This window comes from Streptomyces sp. DSM 40750 (assembly GCF_024612035.1).
Taxonomy (GTDB): Bacteria; Actinomycetota; Actinomycetes; order Streptomycetales; family Streptomycetaceae; genus Streptomyces.
Genome location: NZ_CP102513.1, coordinates 5,376,277 through 5,393,491 on the forward strand (window position 1 = coordinate 5,376,277; position 17,215 = coordinate 5,393,491).

The following is a 17,215-nucleotide window of genomic DNA, read 5'->3' on the forward strand; positions in this document are numbered from 1 at the left end:
TCCGTCATCTCTCGGCCCGGCGGGCCTCCCGCACCCTCCGCAGCCGGTTCACTGTCACCGGGTCGTGGGCGAGCGCGCGCTCGTCGTCGAGCAGGGCGTTGAGCAGCTGGTAGTAGCGCACCGGGGCCAGGCCCAGGCGCTCCCGTATGGCCCGCTCCTTGGCGCCGGGCCCCGGCCACCCCTGGCGCTCCAGCGCGAGGATGGCCTGTTCGCGCGGGTCGAGATCGTCCATGCGGACACGGTAACGGGCGGGTGTGACATCGCGCCGTGGAGCTCGGGGGGTTCGGTTGTTCGGCGGGTGCGGGTGGGTGGGGGCTGGTCGCGCAGGTCCCCGCGCCCCTTGACGGCATGGGTCGCGCCCGGGGGCTTTTAGGGGCGCGGGGGACTGCGCGAGCAACCACGGACCACGCGCGGTCGCAGACGTGCGGGCACACCCGAGCTCATCGGCGCCCCGCCCGGCGCCCTCAGTCCTCGCGGTCCACCACAGTGGCCGTCTTCTGCAGTTGCTGCAACACCGCCCGCGGCTTCGCGTCGGGCCGCACCGCGCGGCCGATCTGTTCCTTGACCGCCGCGCTGACGTCCGCCCAGGACGTCTTGCCGACGGGGGGCAGTTCGGCGTCGGGAAGCTCGTCGAGGAACGGCGTGAGGTCGGCGTCGTCCTTGTCCGAGGCCATGGCCTCGGACGCGGACGCGGTCACCGGCAGCAGGTCGTACTCGCGGGAGAAGGACAGGACGTTCTCGTCGCTGTAGACGAAGTCGAGGAAGTCGCCGATCTCGTCGCCGTGGCCGTTCTGCTTGAAGGCCATCATCCAGTCGGCGACGCCCATCGTGGCGTGGTCACGGCCGTCGGCGCCGGGCATGGCGGCCGTGCCGTACTCGACACCCTGGTCGGCGGCCATGTGCATCAGGCTGGGGTGACCGTTGAGCATGCCGACCTCGCCGCGCGCGAACGCGGCGAACGCGTCGGCGCGGTTGAGCTCGGCCGGGGCGGTGGGCCCGGTGAGGCCCTTGTCGACGAGCTTGTCCTTGAGCCAGGTGAAGGTCCGGACGTTCTCGTCGGAGTCGAGCCGGTAGGTGCCGACGTTGTCGGTGTAGCCGGCCCCGCCGCTGAGCAGCCACTGCATGGTCTCGGCCTGGGCCTCCTCGGGGCCGAGCGGCAGCGCGTACGGCGTCTCGACCCCGGCCTTGTCGAGGGCCTCGGCGTCGGCTGCCAGCTCGCTCCAGTTGCGCGGGGCGCTGTCGATGCCCGCCTCGGCGAAGAGCTTCTTGTTGTAGAAGAGGACGCGGGTGGACGCGGCGAACGGCATCCCGTACGCGACCCTCCGCACCTTGCCCGCGTCGGCGAGCTGGGGAAGGAAGCCGGCCTGGACGGGGATGGAGAGCAGGTCGTCGACCTCGTAGAGCCTGTCGGCGGAGGCATAGTCGGCGTAGGTGCCGATCTGCGCCATGTCGGGCGCCTCACCGGCGGCGACCAGCTCCTTGACCTTGCGGTCGACGTCGTTCCAGGAGTAGACGCTGACGTCGACCGTGATCCCCGGGTGGTCCTTCTCGTACGCCTTCACGAGCTTGTCCCAGTACTTCTGGGAGCTGTTCGCCTTCGAGTCGCCGTAGTCGGCGGCGACCAGCTTCAGGGTGACGCCCGGGCCGTCGGCCTCCGAGGCACCGCAGCCCGCAAGCGTCGCCATCAGCCCCAGCACGGCCAGAGCCGCCGTTCCGCTGTTCCTGGCGCCGGTCTTCGTCCGCCGCTGCCACTGTCGCACTCGTACTGCCCCAACCTGTCGCACGTGCCCCGCACACAACAGCCTGGATCACAGGGCCTGCACCCAAAGCTGTCAATCTCTCAACTTCTCGAACTTCTCCATAAGGTCTACACCACCCTGGCCCATAAGGTCTATACCACGTAAGTGGACTAGACCTCTCGCGGGTCGAAGGGTCACACTGTCCTCCGTGAGACATGTCATCGCCCTCGATGTGGGCGGCACCGGGATGAAGGCCGCACTGGTCGGGGCGGACACCGCGCCTTCCGCGGGGACACCCCCCGGGCCCCCCGTGCTGCTGCACCAGGCGCGGCTCGCCACCGAGCGCGAGCGCGGACCGGACGCCGTCGTCGCGTCCATCCTCGACTTCGCCGCCGAGCTGCGCGCCTACGGCGAGCGGCACTTCGGCGAGCCCGCGGCCGCCGCCGGGGTCGCCGTCCCCGGCATCGTCGACTCCGACCAGGGCATAGCCGTCTACGCCGCCAACCTCGGCTGGCGCGACGTCCCGCTGCGCGCGCTGCTCGCCGAGCGCCTCGGCGGCATCCCGGTCGCCCTCGGCCACGACGTGCGCACCGGCGGGCTCGCCGAGGGGCGCGTGGGCGCGGGCCGGGGCGCGGACCGCTTCCTCTTCGTGGCACTCGGCACCGGGATCGCCGGCGCGATCGGCGTCGACGGCCGGGTGGAGGCGGGCGCCCACGGCTTCGCGGGCGAGATCGGCCACATCGTCGTACGGCCCGGTGGCACCCCGTGTCCCTGCGGCCAGCACGGCTGTCTGGAACGGTTCGCCTCCGCGGCGGCCGTCAGCCAGGCCTGGGCGGAGGCCTCCGGCGACCCCGGGGCCGACGCGGCGGACTGCGCCAAGGCCGTCGAGTCGGGCGACCCCCGCGCCGGCGCCGTCTGGCAGCAAGCCGTCGACGCCCTCGCCGACGGCTTGGTCACTGCCCTCACCCTGTTGGACCCCCGCACCCTCATCATCGGCGGCGGCCTCGCCGAGGCCGGTGACACCCTGTTCATCCCCCTGCGCACCGCCATCCGCCACCGCGTCACCTTCCAGAAGGTGCCGGCCATCGTCCCAGCCACCCTCGGCGACACCGCAGGCTCCCTGGGCGCCGGCCTCATGGCCTGGGACCTCATCAACCCCACGGACCCTTCGGAGGTACGCACCTGATGTCCGACAGCGCCGCTCAAGGGGCGCGGGGAACCGCGCGGCCAGCCCCCACGCACCCGCAGCCGCCACACAAAGCACACCCCTACGTCCTCGAAGGCGCCAACGTCGTCCTCCCCACCGGCACAGTGAAAAACGGCCGAGTGATCATCGACGGCACCAAAATCACCGCGAACGCCCCCGAGAACGCCCACACCATCGACGTCCGCGACCACTGGGTGGTCCCCGGCTTCATCGACATCCACAACCACGGCGGAGGCGGAGCCTCCTTCACCTCCGGCACCGTCGACGACGTACTCCACGGCATCCGCACCCACCGCCTCCACGGCACCACCACCCTCGTCGCCTCCACCGTCACCGGCGACATGGACGGCCTCGCCCACCGCGCCGGCCTCCTCTCCGAACTCGCCGAACAGGGCGACGTCGCCGGCATCCACTTCGAGGGCCCGTTCATCTCCCCCTGCCGCAAGGGCGCGCACACCGAGGAACTCCTCCGCGACCCCGACCCGGCGGACGTCCGCAAACTGATCGACGCGGCGCGCGGCAGGGCGGCCATGGTCACGCTGGCCACCGAACTCCCCGGCGGCCTCGACTCCGTACGCCTCCTCGCCGAACACGGCGTCATCGCGGCGATCGGCCACACGGACGCGACGTACGAACAGACGGTTCAGGCCATCGACGCGGGCGCGACCGTGGCGACCCACCTGTTCAACGCGATGCCCCCGCTAGGCCACCGCGAGCCCGGCCCGATCGCGGCGCTGCTGGAGGACGAGCGGATCACGGTCGAGCTGATCAACGACGGTACGCATCTGCACCCGGCCTCCCTCCAGCTGGCGTTCCGTCACGCGGGCGCCGACCGGGTCGCGTTCATCACCGACGCCATGGACGCGGCCGGCTTCGGCGACGGCCTCTACTCGCTCGGCCCACAGGCGGTCGAGGTCGTGGACGGTGTGGCCCGTCTGGTCGAGGGCGGCTCCATCGCGGGCTCGACCCTCACCCAGGACCGCGCCTTCAAACGCGCCGTCACCCTCGACCGCATCCCGGTCGAGGACGCCGTCGCCGCCCTCTCCGCCAACCCGGCGAAGCTCCTCGGCCTCTACGACCGCGTGGGCTCCCTCGAACCGGGCAAGGACGCCGACCTCGTACTCCTCGACGCGGACTTCGACCTCAAGGGCGTACTGCGGAAGGGCGAGTGGGTGAAGGATCCTCAACTGACCTGATCGGTCCGGTTGTTGGCAGGTGGTGAGCAATGCGGCGGTTGGCCCGGAGGACTGGGCCGACCGCCGCTCTTTTGGCATGATCGAGCCTCCGCAACAGCTTCCGCCGATCGCATCCTGGTCAATGACGACCGAACGCGCGCAGTCGAGACTCAAGGGGGTAGGCCAGGTGATCCTCACGGTCACGCTGAACACCGCTCTCGACATCACCTATCGCGTACGGGGCCTCAGTCCTCACGCCACGCACCGGGTGACCGATGTGACCGAACGGCCCGGCGGCAAGGGCCTGAACGTGGCCCGGGTGCTCGCGGCGCTCGGCCACGAGGTGACGGTCACCGGTTTCGCCGGCGGCGCGACCGGCCGCGCCGTCCAGGACCAGCTCACGCGCACACCGGGTGTCGTGGACGCGCTGGTCCCGGTCGAGGGCGCGACCCGCCGGACGATCGCCGTGGCCGACGCGAGCGGCGACACGACGCAGCTCAACGAACCGGGCCCGCTCATCGCCCCCGCCGAGTGGTCCGCCTTCCAGGAGGCATACGCCGTTCTGCTGCGCTCCGCCTCGGTGGTGGCCCTGTGCGGCAGCCTGCCACCGGGGGTGCCGGTGGGCGCGTACGCGGGTCTGATCCGTACGGCCCGCACCTTCTCCGTGCCGGTCCTCCTCGACACGAGCGGCGAGCCGTTGCGTCGCGGTGTGGCGGCCCGCCCGGACCTGGTGAAGCCGAACGCCGACGAACTGGCCGAACTCACGGGCTCCCACGAGCCCATCCGGGCCACCCGCGACGCCCGCCGCCGGGGCGCGCAGTCGGTCGTGGCGTCCCTCGGCCCCGACGGCCTCCTCGCCCACACCCCCGAGGGTCACTGGCGCGCCGTCCCGCCGCGCCGCTTCCGGGGCAACCCGACCGGTGCGGGCGACTCCGTGGTCGCGGGCCTACTGTCGGGCCTTGTCGACCGCCTCCCCTGGCCGGACCGCCTCGCCCGCGCCACCGCCCTCTCGGCGGCGACCGTACTGGCCCCGGTGGCGGGCGAGTTCGACCGTCAGGCGTACGAGGAGATGGTGGGGCAGGTGGCGGTGACGGGGGAGGTCACGGCGGCCTGAGCGAAGGCTCTCAGCCTTCCTCGTCCTTGTTCGTCAGGTACAGCTGGTCGATATTGACGTCGCAGGAGTTGCTCTGCTCGCAGGAGATCTTGATCTCGTTCGTGCCCTTGTTGAGCTGGACGGCCGCCCAGGTGTACGTCCAGCCCTTCTCGTAGTCGCCCTCCGGGCCCTTCGCGAAGTTCTCGAGGTTCAGCGGGCGACTCTGGACTGTGCCGTTGACCGTGAGCGTGGCGTTGGCGTTCTTGCCGGGCACGCCGTAGACGACGTACAGCCGGTAGGTAGCGCCCTTCGGCACGTCGTCGGCCTTCCACGTCACCGACGAACCGACCGAGTTGAAGTTGCCGACGTAGAAGCCCCCGTCCGACTTGGCGCCGGGGATGTCGGAGGCGATGGCCGCGGTGCCGCCGAGGAGGAGCGTCTTGGCCTCGGCCTTGGGGAGTTCGGCGGAGTCCGCGTCCTTCGACTTGCTGGCCGACGGGCTGGGCTCGGTGCTCTTCTCGGCGGTGGGGCTGGTGGAGGCGCCGGTGTCGTTGCCGGAGGTGTTCTCGGAGTCCTTGTCGCTGAGCATGGCGACGCCGATGCCGATCACGACGGCGGCCACGACCGCGATCGCGCCGATGAGGAGGCCCTTGGTGTTGGGGCCACGGCCGCGGCCGCCGCCCCCGCCGTTGCCGTACCCCTGCTGGCGGGTCGCCGGGGCGCCGCCGGGGAGGCTCTCGGGGGCCTGGTAGTGCGCGTTCGGCTGGCCGTACGCCTGCTGGTGCGGGACCTGCCCGTACTGCGCGGTGGGGGCCTGCGGGGCCTGCTGGGTCTGCTGCCCGTACTGGCGTTCTCCGACCGGTCGCGCCCGGTTGACCGCGTTCGGGTAGCCGTAGCTCGCGGTGGGCGGCTGGGCTCCTCGGGCCTGCCCGTCGGCGTAGAGGTAGCCGAACGGGTCGTCGTCCTCGGGCGTGCTCGCGCCGTTGTTGCCGGGCGTCATCCCTAGGTCTCCTCAGCGGTGCGGTACATACGCGTACGGGTGGCGGGTTGTTGCGTGGGGGTGTAGGAGAGCGAGCCTACCCGCTCGCGCTGGCCCAAACAGGTGACTCAGACCTCATCGTCCCGCCGACGCACCGCCCACCAGGCGCTTTCCAGCCGTGAACAGCCTCTGACCTGGGCTTCTCTCCGACTGTCATGGGCGTCACTCCGGCCGTCCGCGGTTTCGTTCCGGGCCGCTATCCGGCCCTCCGATGTTGCCTGGGACGAGATCGTTTCTCGACGTACATCCGCTCGTCAGCTGATTTCAACACCTCGTCCGCCGTCATCCCGCAGTGCGCCCATCCGATGCCGAAACTGGCGCCGACACGCATCGCGCGGCCGTCCACCCTGATCGGCTGAATGATCTCGTTGCGGAGGCGTACGGCGAGGTCCTGGGCATCCGCGCGGCCGAGGCCGTCGGCGAGGACGACGAACTCGTCCCCGCCGAGCCGCGCCACGGTGTCGCCGTCCCGCACGCCCCGGCTGAGCCGCCGGGCCACCTCGATGAGGACGGCGTCGCCCGCGTTGTGCCCGAACCGGTCGTTGATCGACTTGAACCCGTCGAGGTCGCAGAAGAGCACCGCGAGCCCCTTGGTCCCGTCGTCCCGCTCGCCCTCGGGCGCGACGGTGTGCACATGATGATCGAAGGCGTCGTACGGCCCACCGGCCGCGTGGAAGTCGAAGACGTGCCCAGCGGCCTCGTACGCGTCGAACGACGGATGCGGAAGCCGCGCCGCCTGCTCGCCGACGCCGTACTCCCCCTGCTCCCCGAAGGCCGCGTTCATCGAGTCGGCGGCCGCGTCGGCCGGGAGGGACTGGGGGCGCTGGCAGATCCGGGCGGAGAGGCGCGAGCGCAGCTCGGCGGAGTTCGGCAGCCCGGTGAGCGCGTCGTGCGAGGCCCGGTGCGCGAGCTGGAGCTCGCGCCGCTTGCGCTCCTCGATGTCCTCGACGTGGGTGAGCAGAAAGCGGGGCCCGTCGGCGGCGTCCGCGACCACGCTGTTGCGCAGCGACACCCACACGTACGTCCCGTCGCGCCGCCCCAGCCGCAGCTCCGCGCGCCCGCCCTCGGCGGAGGTCCGCAGGAGGGTGCCTATGTCCTCGGGGTGGACAAGATCGGAGAACGAATAGCGCCGCATGGCGGAGGCGGGCCGCCCCAGCAGCCGGCACAGCGCGTCGTTGGTCCGGAGGATCCGACCGTGCTGATCACCGCCCATCTCGGCGATGGCCATGCCGGAGGGGGCGTACTCGAAGGCCTGGCGGAAGGATTCCTCGCTGGCGCGCAGCGCCTGCTGCTCCCTTTCGAGCCTGACCAGTGCACGTTGCATGTTTGCGCGAAGGCGCGCGTTACTGATCGCGATGGCGGCCTGGAAGGCGTACATCTGGAGCGCTTCCCGTCCCCATGCGCCCGGTCGCCGACCGTTTCGCGGCCGGTCCACGGAAATGACACCCAGCAGCTCACCGCAGGAGGCGCCACCGGCGCCCGGTGTGTACATGGGCGCGAAGAGCCGGTCAGAGGGATGCCACTCGTCCTCGAAGCGGGGCGCGGGCCCGTCGGTGTACCACTGCGGCACGTCGTCCTCGTCCAGGACCCAGCCCTCGGTGTGCGGTATGAACCGCAGGTCACCCCAGGACTCGCCCATGGTCAGCCGACGGTCCCAGGAGGCGCGGGAGCCGACGCGGCCGGTGATCAGGGCCTCGGCCGCGGAGTTCCCGGCGAGGGCGGCGACGACCAGGTCGCCGTCGGGGCGGACGAGGTTCACGCAGGCCAGCTCGTACCCGAGGCCGTTGACCACACCGTCGGCGACGGTCTGCAGCGTGTCGGCCAGGCTGCGTGCGGTGTTCATGTCCGCCATCACCTGGTGCAGCTGCCGCAGCGTCGTCAGACGGACGTAAGGCTCCGACTCGGTTTCCATGCGCCCTCCCCCCGAGATCTCGTGGCAGCTCCAGGCTCCAGGGTCGTTATAACCTGCGTAACCGGCGGGCTTACTCCGCTTACAGTTCCCGCTTACAGCTTGCAGCGTCCCCGCCACTGAATCACAGCGCGAAGCCCACTCGGTACACAGGGTCAACAAAATATGGCTCCTGTGACTCAAGTCACAACAGAAGATGAGCAATTGAGTGGAGTTTATGCGTTTCCCACGCGCGCTTATTGAACAGAATTCAGAACTCTGTGTAGGCATTGTGCGCGGGGTTTGAGCGGGCCCGGCGAGGCGGCCGGCGGGGGCGGGCGGGCCCGACGCGCCGGTGCGGTGATCGCAGGTGATCGCCCTGGCCACAGGTCCGGTGGTCGTCGTCCTAGGTCGTAGGTCCGGGTGGTGTAGGTCGTAGGTCCGGGTGGTGGTCGGGCCCTGGGCCGATGTGGTGGGCGGTCGCCGGGGATTAGCGTGCGGGCGTGCCGAAGACTCCACCCTCAGCTCCGCCGGTGACCCCGCGCTCGCCTCTGGCAGAGATGCCCGCCGAAGTGTCCCTCCCGAATCCCTCCGCCGTTCCTCTCGCAAATTCGTCTGCGGCTGCCGAAAGCACCCCGGGCGCCCCCGGCCCCGTCGGCGGCGGGCATGCTGAGGGGGTGAGCGAAGACGAGTTCCGTGCCGCGATGTCCCGGCTGGCGGCGGGTGTGGTCCTGGTGACCGCGCACGAGCCGGCGCTGGATCCGGAGGGACCGCGCGGCGAGGACGCCGGCATGACGGCCACGTCCTTCATGTCCGTGTCCCTCGACCCGCCCCTCGTCCTGGTCGGCCTCCGCGAGGGCTCCCGCATGGACGACCTCCTCGCCGAACAGCCCCTGTGGGCCGTCTCCGTCCTCTCCGAGCACCAGCGCACCATCGCCGGCCGCTTCGCCATGAAGGGCCGAGTGAGCGACCGCCTCCTCTTCGCGGACATCCCGTACACCCACGGCGAGGCCACCGGAGCCCCCCTGATCTCCGACGCCCTCACCACCCTCGAATGCCGCACCGAACAACGCGTGCCCGCCGGCGACCACACGCTGGTGATCGGCCGGGTCCTGGCCGCGAGGGTGCCGGGGGCGGAGGGGGGCCCGCTGACGTATTTCCGGGGCCGGTACAGGCAGTTGGGCTGAGGGACCCTGAACGGGGCTCCGCCCCTTCAGTGGCACGGGGAAGGGGTAGAGGTAGGGGTGACGGGGACGGGCAGGGGCAACGGGGACGGGGACGGGAAACCCCCTCGACGTCACCCCCCGAGCACCGTCACATCCAACGCCCCCAACCGCTCCTCCTCGGTCACCGCGTCAATCGCCGCGATCCGCCCCTCCACCACCGTGAACGCCAACACCCGGTCCACCCTCCCGTCCCGCACCACGACGAGCCCCACCGCCCCGTTCACCAGCGCATACCGAGCAACCCCTGCGAGGTGCCCGTACATCCGGGCCTGCGAGGCCACCGCCACCGCCCCCCGAATCACCCCGGCGGCGGACCGAGCCACCACATCCGGCGCGAGAACGGCGACCAGCCCCTCGAAGTCCCCCTCCCGCGCCGCCCCGAGAAACGCGTCGACGACCTCCCGCTGCCGCTCGACATCCGCGTCCGGCACCGGCGCCCCACCCCGCACCCGCCGCCGCGCACGACTGGCGAGCTGCCGCGCCGCGGCGGACGTACGGCCGACGATGGGCCCGATGTCGTCGAAGGGGACGCCGAAGAGATCGTGCAGCACGAAGGCGAGCCGTTCGGCGGGCCCCAAGGTCTCCAGTACGACGAGCAACGCGAGCCCCACGGAATCGGCGAGCAACGCCTCCTGCTCAGGGTCGACCCCACTCACGGGACTGACGACGGGCTCGGGCATCCGCAGCCCGGCACCACCGCTGAGGCCATCCACGCCGCCACCCGCCCCGAACGGCCCGTCCAACAGCTCCTCACCACGCGACCGACGCGTACGCAACATGTCGAGGCAGACCCGCCCGACCACGGTCGTGAGCCAGCCACCGAGATTGCGCACGTCACCCGCGTCCACCCGGCTCAACTTCAGCCAGGCCTCCTGCACGGCGTCGTCCGCCTCCGCGAGGGACCCGAGCATGCGGTAGGCGACGGCCCGCAGCTGAGGCCGGTGCGATTCGAACTGCCGAGCAAGGACTTCCCGGTCTTCACGGTCCTGGCTGTCGCTCATCGAGGGCTCCCCGTCGTCGTGACACGTCATCACTCCCTTGACGCGTCACGCCCCACCGATGTGACAAACCACTGGCCAGCCACTGGCCAGCCGCTGAGCAGCCGCTGAGCAGCCGCTGTGACAAACCACGGGGGCCGAACCGCTGCGACGAAACCGTCGGGCGGGCCAAGGGCCTCACCCCCAGTCGCGCCCCGTCCGCCCCCGCTTGGTGTCGGACCGCTGCTTCTTCTCCCGCAGCCGCCGTTCGTTGATCCCCCTCGGGATCCGGGTCGCCCGCCGCGGCTTGGGCGGCGGCGCGGTCGCCTCCGCGAGCAACGCGGCGAGACGTACGGCGGCGGTCTCCCGGTTTCGCCACTGGGAACGGTGCTCGGAGGCCCGCACACTGACGACCCCGTCGACGAGCCGGGCGGCGAGCCGCTCCAGCGCCCGCGCCTTCCACACCTCGGGCAGCGCCTCGGTGCTCGCGAGGTCGAACCGCAGCTCGACCTGCGAGTCGCTGGTGTTGACATGCTGTCCGCCGGGACCGGAGGACCGGGAGAAACGCCACATGAGCTCGGCCTCGGGAAGCGAGACGGAGCCACGGATGACGTAGGGACCGGACATGCCCCCATGGTCGCGCGAATGTCCGGTCCACGTCACGCCCTTTTTCCGCGTCCGGCCCCGAGTAAAGAAAGTAAAAACCGCTGGAACCTCTGGCGCCCCTCCCTACGTTCATAGGGGTACAGGTAGCTTCGTCCCCGGCACGAAGCCCGTAAGGCACGTACGCAACGAGGGAAGGACTCCCAACCATGGCTGTAAGCCTGTCCAAGGGTGGCAACGTCTCGCTTACCAAGGAGGCTCCGGGCCTGACCGCCGTCACCGTGGGGCTCGGCTGGGACGTCCGCACCACCACCGGCACGGACTTCGACCTCGACGCCTCCGCGATCGCGGTCAACACGCAGGGCAAGGTTTACTCGGACGGCCACTTCGTCTTCTTCAACAACAAGCAGACCCCGGACCAGACCATCGTCCACACCGGCGACAACCGCACGGGTGAGGGCGCGGGCGACGACGAGGCGATCAACGTCAACCTGGCGGGCCTCCCGGCAGACATCGACAAGATCGTCTTCCCGGTCTCCATCTACGACGCGGAGAACCGCTCGCAGAACTTCGGCCAGGTCCGCAACGCCTACATCCGCATCATCAACCAGGCCGGCGGCGCCGAGCTCGCCCGCTACGACCTCTCCGAGGACGCCGCCACCGAGACCGCCATGGTCTTCGGCGAGCTGTACCGCAACGGCGCCGAGTGGAAGTTCCGCGCCGTCGGCCAGGGCTACGCCTCGGGCCTCGTCGGCATCGCCCAGGACTTCGGCGTCAACGTCTGAGTCCCACAGAGTTCCCGCTCAAGCCCCCGGCCACACGCGTGCGGCCGGGGGCTTGATGTGTCCCGTCCTCCCGACCCGCCCGTCCGCCCGGACGGCAGGGCACGCCACCTCGGGCTTCGCCTCGGCAAGCACGTCTGGTTCGAACCGCACGGCGGCCGTGGTGTCAGCGGCAGTCGATAGCGTGCGGACATGCTGCAGCTCGAAACCCTCCGCACGGCCGAGGACGGGGCCATCCCCGGCCCCCTTCTCGCCGAAGTCACGGCCCTGCACGCCTCCAACCGCGACTTCTACGCCCTGAGCGGTGACTTCCCGGACGCGAACGACATCCGCCCCGAGCAGGTGAACGCGGCCCTGGCGGTGGAGTTGGCCAACCGGGACGTGGAGGTCCTGCTCGCGCGCGAAGACGGCGCCGACGCCGGCGGGGACATCAACGCAGGTGGCGGGGACATCGACGCAGGTAAGGACTGCGGCGGCAACGGCAACCGGCCGCTCGTCGGAGCCGCCATCACCCTCGCGCGGCATCCCGACCCCGCCGATCCCGACCCGTGGATCGGGCTGATGCTCATCGACGCCGGAGCTCAACGGCGGGGGTACGGGCGGCAGTTGGCGGCGCTCGTCGAGGAACGGTTCCGGCAGGCGGGGCGTACCGCCGTACGGCTCGCCGTCCTCGACAACAACCCCGGCGCCCTCGCCTTCTGGACATCCCTCGGCTACGAGGTCATCGAGCATCGGCGGGACCGCCAACTGGGGCGCCCCTGCGCGGTGTTGCGCAAGACGCTGCGTACGCCGCGCCGGGCCGCACGTGTCGCCGTACTCGACCCGGAGGGTGCCGTCTTCCTCTTCCAGTACGTCAACGACGAGGTGGGCGTGCACTGGGCCCTGCCCGGCGGCGGCCTGGAGGCGGACGAGACACCGCGCGAGGGCGCCCTGCGGGAGCTGCGCGAGGAGACGGGCTGGACGGACCTGGAGCCCGGCGCCTTCCTCTGCGACTGGGAGCATGACTTCACCCGCGCCGACATCCCCGTCCGCCAGCACGACCACATCTACGTGACCCGGGGCCCACGCCGCGAACCGGTCGGCGGTCTCCTCGCCGCCGCACGCGCCGAGGAGGGCATCCTGGCCTGGCGCTGGTGGACCCGCCAGGAACTCACCGAGGCGGAGGAGGCCGTATGGCCGCCCGCGCTGCCCCAACTGCTCACGGAATTCGAGGGGTCGGGGTCGGGGAACCCTGCGGCTTGACCTCCCCGTACAGCCAGTCCTCCCACACCGGGGTCAGGTCGGCGTCGGGGGCCGTCTTCTTCGCGTACTTCTCGGCGTACGCGGTGAAGTCGGCCGTATCCGCGTTCCCGTGGCGGTGAGCGGTGGCCCAGCCCTGGAGGAGGCCGAAGAAGGCGTCGTCCCCGATGGCCTCACGGATCTTGTGCAGGACCATGGCGCCCCGCTCGTACACCGGACTGTCGGAGATACGGGCGGCGCTCGGGGGCTTCGCCGGCGGGAAGTCCCAGACGGCCTCGTTCGAGGCGGCGTCCTCGTAGTAGTCGCCCTCGTACAGCGCGTCGAAGATCTCCTGGGCGGTGTCGCCGCCGTGATCCTCCTGCCACAGCCACTCGGCGTACGTGGCGAAGCCCTCGTTGAGCCACATGTCGCGCCAGGTCTTCGGGGTGACGGAGTTGCCGTACCACTGGTGCGCCAGTTCGTGGACGAGGAGCGAGATGTCGGGGGCGCCGGGGAAGACGGGGCGGTTCTGGGTCTCCAGGGCGTACGCGACGTCCCCCGGTCGGTCGACGATCGCACCGGTGGAGGAGAAGGGGTACGGGCCGAAGTTCAGCTCAGCCCACTCCACGACCTCCGGGATACGGCCGAGGACCTCGCGGCCGTCCTCGGCCTGCGCCGGGTCGACGGCGACGTACACCGGAAGTCCGCCCCCGGCCGCCTCCTCGCCCGCCTTCTTGCCCGGTTCCTCGCCCACCGTCGAGCGGCGGATCTCGTACGTGCCGATCGCGATCGTGGCCACATAGCTCGCCATCGGCTCGGCGGTGTGCCAGACGTACGTCGTACGGCCGTTCTTGGTGGACTCGCTCGCCAACTCCCCGTTGGAGACGGCCCGCAGGCCCTCGGGGACGGTGACCGTGAGGTCGTATGCCGCCTTGTCGGAGGGGTGGTGGTTGCCGGGGAACCATGTCATCGAACCCGTCGGTTCGCCGAGCGCGAGGGCCCCGTCGGCCGTCGGCAGCCAGCCCTCCCGGGAGCCGTCCGGGTCGGTGATCGTCTCCGGGGTGCCCGAGTAACGCACCGTCGTACGGAACGTCTCTCCCTTGTCGAGCCCCTGCCCGGGTGTGACGGTGAGTTCCTGCCCCGCCCGTTTCCACCGCGCCGCCCTGCCCTCGACGGTGACCGACTCGACGTCCAGCCCCTTGAGGTCGAGGTTGAAGGCGTCGAGGGCGCGTGTCGCCCGTGCGGTGACGACGGCGGTACCGCGCAGGTGGCCGACCGCCTCGGCATCGGCATCCGCCTCGGCACCGGCGCTGGTCTCGGACTCGGTGTCGGCGTCGGCGTCGGACGGGGGTTCGTACGTGAGCGTGAGGTCGTAGTGCGTGACGTCGTACCCGCCGTTGCCGAGCTTCGGGAAGTACGGGTCCCGTAGGCCGGCGGAGCCCCGGAGGCCCTCGGTCTCGCCGCCGCGATCGGCGGCGCCGCCGCCCCCGGTGCACGAGGTGAGGGTGAATGCCAGCGCGACGGTGAGCAGGGCGGCCGGGACAACCGGTACGGATCGGGACACGTCGGAGATCCTATGAGGACATGACACCATCGCCTACGTGCTCGACATCGGCTACGCCCTCTCCAACCGCTTCCCCGATCCACCGCAGACCGACTACCGCCGCGCGGACGTCTACGCCCTGCGGCACGACCTCTTCTGCGGTGACGTCTACCTCGCCGACACCAAGGCGGACCGGGAGCTGTCCACAGCCTGGGGATGGGTGCCGGTGCTGGACTTCGCGTGGGCGCTCTGCGACATCGTCGAACAGCTGGACCAGGACCCGGCGGGCTCCCGCGCCTCCCGGCCCCAGCACGCGGAGCTCGACTTCACCGAGTCGACCGACCGCATGCTCTTCGAGCGCCGCTTCGGATGGGTGGACGTCGAGGCGGACTGGATGCCGGCGGAGGAGCCGCCGCTGACCTTCTCCCACGCCGAGCTCCGCAAGGAAGCGAGGGACTTCCTGCACGACCTCGTCGCCGACCTGTGCGATCTGCACGACGACCTCGACGAGAACCCCGCGATCTGGACCCTCCAGGCCCGCTTCCCCAGGCTCCCCTAGGGCTCCTCGCCCCGCGACCCCGGCAACAACGACCCCGTCACCCCTCCACCCGAATCCCCATCTCCCCCGCCAGCACCGGCGCCAGATCCATCAACTGAGCCGTACTGATCACCGCCCCGGACAACCGATCCACCCCCCGGGCGATCTCCACCGACGCGGCCTCCCGCAGGTCCACGTCGACCAAGGTCACCCCGCTCAGATCGGCCCCCTTCAACGCGCATCCCACCAACGCGACCCGCTCCAACCGCGCACCCCCGAAATCCGGCTCGACGAGCACGCAGTCCTCGAAGACGACGTCCCTGAGCCGGGCCTCACGCAGGTTGAGATAGTCGATCTTGCCGCCGCGGACGACGACCCGCTCCAGCACGGCGCCATGCAGCTGCATCCCGCCGAGGCGCGCGTCGACCAGCTCCACGTCACGCAACGTCGCCTCGGCCAGATTCGTGCCGACGCCCCGTATCCCCGTGAGGACGGAGTCGAGGAAACGGGCGCGGTGCAGCCGCGTCTCGTCCAGCGCGCAGCCCGTCAACGCGCAGTCCATGAAACGGGCGCCCCCGCCGTCCTGCCCGACGAAGTCCTCGTCCCGGAACTCCAGCCCGTCGTAGTCCCCGTCGGGCTCCAGCTCCCCGCCCGTGTACGCCTCCAGCACCGGCAACCGCACCTCCGGCCGCCGCGCCGTCTTCACCACCGACCTCGCCCTCACCATGCCCCCATCCTGCACCCCACCACCGACAATCCGTCTGACCTGCGGAAACGAACCGGTGAAACCCCCATCGACAGCCCGATGTCACATTCCGGCGCCCTCGACCTGTCGTACTCGCGGACAGGCCACACCGACCCGAGGGAGCCCAGCCATGCACCGCGCTCCAGCCACGCACCGCCCCTCCGCCCGTACACGCACCGGCCCCCGAACCCGCGCCGCCTCCGCCCCCACCCGCACCCCCGTCCCCCTCACCGTCATCGGCGGCGGTTTCGCCGGGCTCACCGCGGCGATCACCGCCGCGGAGGCGGGCGCGAAGGTCACCGTCCACGAGGCGCACCACACGCTCGGCGGCCGGGCACGGACCGCGGAAGGGCCGTACCGGACGAACGAGGGGCCACACGCGCTGTACAACGGCGGCCCGCACTGGACCTGGCTCGGCCAACGGGACCTGATCGGGCCGCTCGCGCCCCTCCCGCCCCTGGAGGCCGCCCGACTGCGCCTGCACCACCGGGGCGCCCTGCGCCGGACCCCGCCGTTCGGGATGCTCAAGCTCCTCCGCCCACGCCGTACGAGCCAACAGGCCCCCATCGACGTCGACTTCCTCACCTGGGCGACCGAACAGGCGGGCGAGGAGGCCGCGCGTGCCGCCGCCAACTACTCGGCGGTGGCACTGTTCCACCACGACCCGGGCTCACTGTCCGCCGCGTTCGTTCAGGAACGGCTGCGCCGGGCCACGAAGTTGCCCCCGGAGGCGCACTACCCGCGCGGCGGCTGGGCGAGCGTCATCGACCGGATGGCGGCCCGCGCCTGGAACCTCGGCGTACGGATGGAGACCCTCAGCCGGGTGGACAGCCTCGACGACCTCCACGGCTCCGGCTCCGACTCCGGCATGGGACCAGTCATTGTCGCCACCTCCCTCGACGCCGCCCGCCGCCTGCTCGGGGACGACTCGCTGACCTGGCCGAGCGGCCGCACGGCACTCGTCGACCTCGCCCTCCGCACCCGCCGCGGCGACGCCTTCGCGGTCTCCGACCTGGACGCGCCCGGCTGGATCGAACGGTTCACCGCCCAGGACCGCACGCTCGCCCCGGCGGGCGAGCAACTGCTCCAGGGACAGTTCCCGATCGGGCCGCACGAGTCGCGGGCCGACGGCGTCGCCCGGGCCGAGCACCTGCTGGACCTGGCCTTCCCCGACTGGCGGGACCGGACCACCTGGCGGCGCGAGGCGACCGCGAACGGCCGTACGGGCGCGGTCGATCTCCCCGGCACCAGCTGGCGCGACCGCCCGGCCGTGGACCGGGGCGACGGCGTCTACCTCGCGGGCGACCAGGTCGCGGCGCCGGGCGTGCTCTCGGAGGTGTCGTTCAACAGCGCCCTCGCGGCCGTCTCACTGGCACTGGGCAGGAGGTCGAAGAACACCCTTGACCTCAAGCAAGCTTGAGGTTGGAGACTGGGCCCACCGA

16 protein-coding genes are annotated in these 17,215 nt (G+C 71.2%); 8 read left to right on the forward strand and 8 right to left on the reverse strand.

From position 1 onward, the window contains the following. Positions 1-4 precede the first annotated feature (4 nt). Both JIX55_RS23960 and JIX55_RS23965 read right to left on the reverse strand, forming a co-directional pair. Positions 5-232 carry a DUF3263 domain-containing protein gene (locus tag JIX55_RS23960; RefSeq protein WP_257565367.1) on the reverse strand — a complete coding sequence of 76 codons (228 nt, stop codon included), beginning with the start codon at positions 230-232 and terminating at the stop codon, positions 5-7. A 232-nt stretch (positions 233-464) separates the two neighbouring features. Then, positions 465-1,685, reverse strand: a complete 1,221-nt coding sequence (locus tag JIX55_RS23965; protein WP_257569458.1) for an extracellular solute-binding protein — start codon at positions 1,683-1,685, stop codon at positions 465-467. Positions 1,686-1,947: 262 nt separating this feature from the next. Between JIX55_RS23965 and JIX55_RS23970 the strand changes: the two genes are divergently transcribed. From JIX55_RS23970 to JIX55_RS23980, 3 genes are all read left to right on the forward strand, one after another. Then, positions 1,948-2,925 (forward strand): ROK family protein, encoded by a 978-nt coding sequence (locus tag JIX55_RS23970; protein WP_257565368.1) that lies wholly within the window; start codon positions 1,948-1,950, stop codon positions 2,923-2,925. Further along, entirely contained in the window at positions 2,925-4,142 is a 1,218-nt protein-coding gene (nagA, locus tag JIX55_RS23975; protein WP_257565369.1) for an N-acetylglucosamine-6-phosphate deacetylase, read from the forward strand. The genes JIX55_RS23970 and nagA overlap by 1 nt, the downstream gene beginning before the upstream one ends. Positions 4,143-4,308: 166 nt before the next feature. Then, complete coding sequence (locus JIX55_RS23980; protein ID WP_257569459.1) at positions 4,309-5,235, forward strand: 1-phosphofructokinase; 927 nt, start codon at positions 4,309-4,311, stop codon at positions 5,233-5,235. 10 nt (positions 5,236-5,245) lie between these two features. Here JIX55_RS23980 and JIX55_RS23985 read toward each other — a convergent pair whose 3' ends face one another. Beyond that, complete coding sequence (locus JIX55_RS23985) at positions 5,246-6,214, reverse strand: carbohydrate-binding protein (RefSeq protein ID WP_257565370.1); 969 nt, start codon at positions 6,212-6,214, stop codon at positions 5,246-5,248. 235 nt (positions 6,215-6,449) lie between these two features. After that, on the reverse strand, positions 6,450-8,165 hold the full coding sequence (gene cdgB / locus JIX55_RS23990) for a diguanylate cyclase CdgB (protein WP_257565371.1): 1,716 nt from the start codon (positions 8,163-8,165) through the stop codon (positions 6,450-6,452). Between the two features lie 680 nt (positions 8,166-8,845). Here cdgB and JIX55_RS23995 point away from each other — a divergent pair. Beyond that, positions 8,846-9,328 carry a flavin reductase family protein gene (locus JIX55_RS23995; RefSeq protein ID WP_443046716.1) on the forward strand — a complete coding sequence of 161 codons (483 nt, stop codon included), beginning with the start codon at positions 8,846-8,848 and terminating at the stop codon, positions 9,326-9,328. A 110-nt stretch (positions 9,329-9,438) separates the two neighbouring features. Here the strand turns inward: JIX55_RS23995 and JIX55_RS24000 are convergent, their stop codons facing one another. Both JIX55_RS24000 and arfB read right to left on the reverse strand, forming a co-directional pair. Continuing rightward, positions 9,439-10,368 (reverse strand): sigma-70 family RNA polymerase sigma factor, encoded by a 930-nt coding sequence (locus JIX55_RS24000; protein ID WP_257565374.1) that lies wholly within the window; start codon positions 10,366-10,368, stop codon positions 9,439-9,441. Positions 10,369-10,542: 174 nt separating this feature from the next. Continuing rightward, positions 10,543-10,971 (reverse strand): alternative ribosome rescue aminoacyl-tRNA hydrolase ArfB, encoded by a 429-nt coding sequence (arfB, locus tag JIX55_RS24005; protein WP_257565376.1) that lies wholly within the window; start codon positions 10,969-10,971, stop codon positions 10,543-10,545. Positions 10,972-11,156: 185 nt separating this feature from the next. Between arfB and JIX55_RS24010 the strand changes: the two genes are divergently transcribed. Both JIX55_RS24010 and JIX55_RS24015 read left to right on the forward strand, forming a co-directional pair. Continuing rightward, the gene (locus tag JIX55_RS24010) at positions 11,157-11,732 is read left to right on the forward strand and encodes a TerD family protein (protein ID WP_257565378.1); all 576 of its coding nucleotides are present in this window, start codon (positions 11,157-11,159) and stop codon (positions 11,730-11,732) included. A gap of 192 nt (positions 11,733-11,924) precedes the next feature. Then, positions 11,925-12,971 carry a GNAT family N-acetyltransferase gene (locus JIX55_RS24015; protein ID WP_443046717.1) on the forward strand — a complete coding sequence of 349 codons (1,047 nt, stop codon included), beginning with the start codon at positions 11,925-11,927 and terminating at the stop codon, positions 12,969-12,971. Here the strand turns inward: JIX55_RS24015 and JIX55_RS24020 are convergent. Beyond that, positions 12,928-14,541: a M1 family metallopeptidase gene (locus JIX55_RS24020; RefSeq protein ID WP_257565380.1), complete on the reverse strand. Its 1,614-nt coding sequence runs from the start codon at positions 14,539-14,541 to the stop codon at positions 12,928-12,930. The genes JIX55_RS24015 and JIX55_RS24020 overlap by 44 nt on opposite strands. A gap of 7 nt (positions 14,542-14,548) precedes the next feature. On the opposite strand from JIX55_RS24020, the gene JIX55_RS24025 reads away from it, so the two are divergent. Beyond that, positions 14,549-15,049 carry a hypothetical protein gene (locus tag JIX55_RS24025; RefSeq protein ID WP_257565381.1) on the forward strand — a complete coding sequence of 167 codons (501 nt, stop codon included), beginning with the start codon at positions 14,549-14,551 and terminating at the stop codon, positions 15,047-15,049. A gap of 37 nt (positions 15,050-15,086) precedes the next feature. Here JIX55_RS24025 and JIX55_RS24030 read toward each other — a convergent pair whose 3' ends face one another. Further along, entirely contained in the window at positions 15,087-15,755 is a 669-nt protein-coding gene (locus tag JIX55_RS24030; RefSeq protein WP_257565382.1) for a pentapeptide repeat-containing protein, read from the reverse strand. A 148-nt stretch (positions 15,756-15,903) separates the two neighbouring features. Between JIX55_RS24030 and JIX55_RS24035 the strand changes: the two genes are divergently transcribed. Beyond that, positions 15,904-17,193 carry an FAD-dependent oxidoreductase gene (locus tag JIX55_RS24035; protein WP_257565383.1) on the forward strand — a complete coding sequence of 430 codons (1,290 nt, stop codon included), beginning with the start codon at positions 15,904-15,906 and terminating at the stop codon, positions 17,191-17,193. Positions 17,194-17,215: the final 22 nt, after the last annotated feature.

Excerpts from the sequence above, each read along its gene's own strand:
- JIX55_RS23960 (WP_257565367.1), bottom strand. The coding sequence starts at position 232 with ATGGACGATCTCGACCCGCGCGAACAGGCCATCCTCGCGCTGGAGCGC.
- JIX55_RS23965 (WP_257569458.1), bottom strand. The coding sequence starts at position 1,685 with ATGGCGACGCTTGCGGGCTGCGGTGCCTCGGAGGCCGACGGCCCGGGC.
- nagA (WP_257565369.1), top strand. The coding sequence starts at position 2,925 with ATGTCCGACAGCGCCGCTCAAGGGGCGCGGGGAACCGCGCGGCCAGCC.
- JIX55_RS23985 (WP_257565370.1), bottom strand. The coding sequence starts at position 6,214 with ATGACGCCCGGCAACAACGGCGCGAGCACGCCCGAGGACGACGACCCG.
- cdgB (WP_257565371.1), bottom strand. The coding sequence starts at position 8,165 with ATGGAAACCGAGTCGGAGCCTTACGTCCGTCTGACGACGCTGCGGCAG.
- JIX55_RS23995 (WP_443046716.1), top strand. The coding sequence starts at position 8,846 with ATGTCCCGGCTGGCGGCGGGTGTGGTCCTGGTGACCGCGCACGAGCCG.
- JIX55_RS24000 (WP_257565374.1), bottom strand. The coding sequence starts at position 10,368 with ATGAGCGACAGCCAGGACCGTGAAGACCGGGAAGTCCTTGCTCGGCAG.
- arfB (WP_257565376.1), bottom strand. The coding sequence starts at position 10,971 with ATGTCCGGTCCCTACGTCATCCGTGGCTCCGTCTCGCTTCCCGAGGCC.
- JIX55_RS24010 (WP_257565378.1), top strand. The coding sequence starts at position 11,157 with ATGGCTGTAAGCCTGTCCAAGGGTGGCAACGTCTCGCTTACCAAGGAG.
- JIX55_RS24020 (WP_257565380.1), bottom strand. The coding sequence starts at position 14,541 with ATGGTGTCATGTCCTCATAGGATCTCCGACGTGTCCCGATCCGTACCG.
- JIX55_RS24030 (WP_257565382.1), bottom strand. The coding sequence starts at position 15,755 with ATGGTGAGGGCGAGGTCGGTGGTGAAGACGGCGCGGCGGCCGGAGGTG.
- JIX55_RS24035 (WP_257565383.1), top strand. The coding sequence starts at position 15,904 with ATGCACCGCGCTCCAGCCACGCACCGCCCCTCCGCCCGTACACGCACC.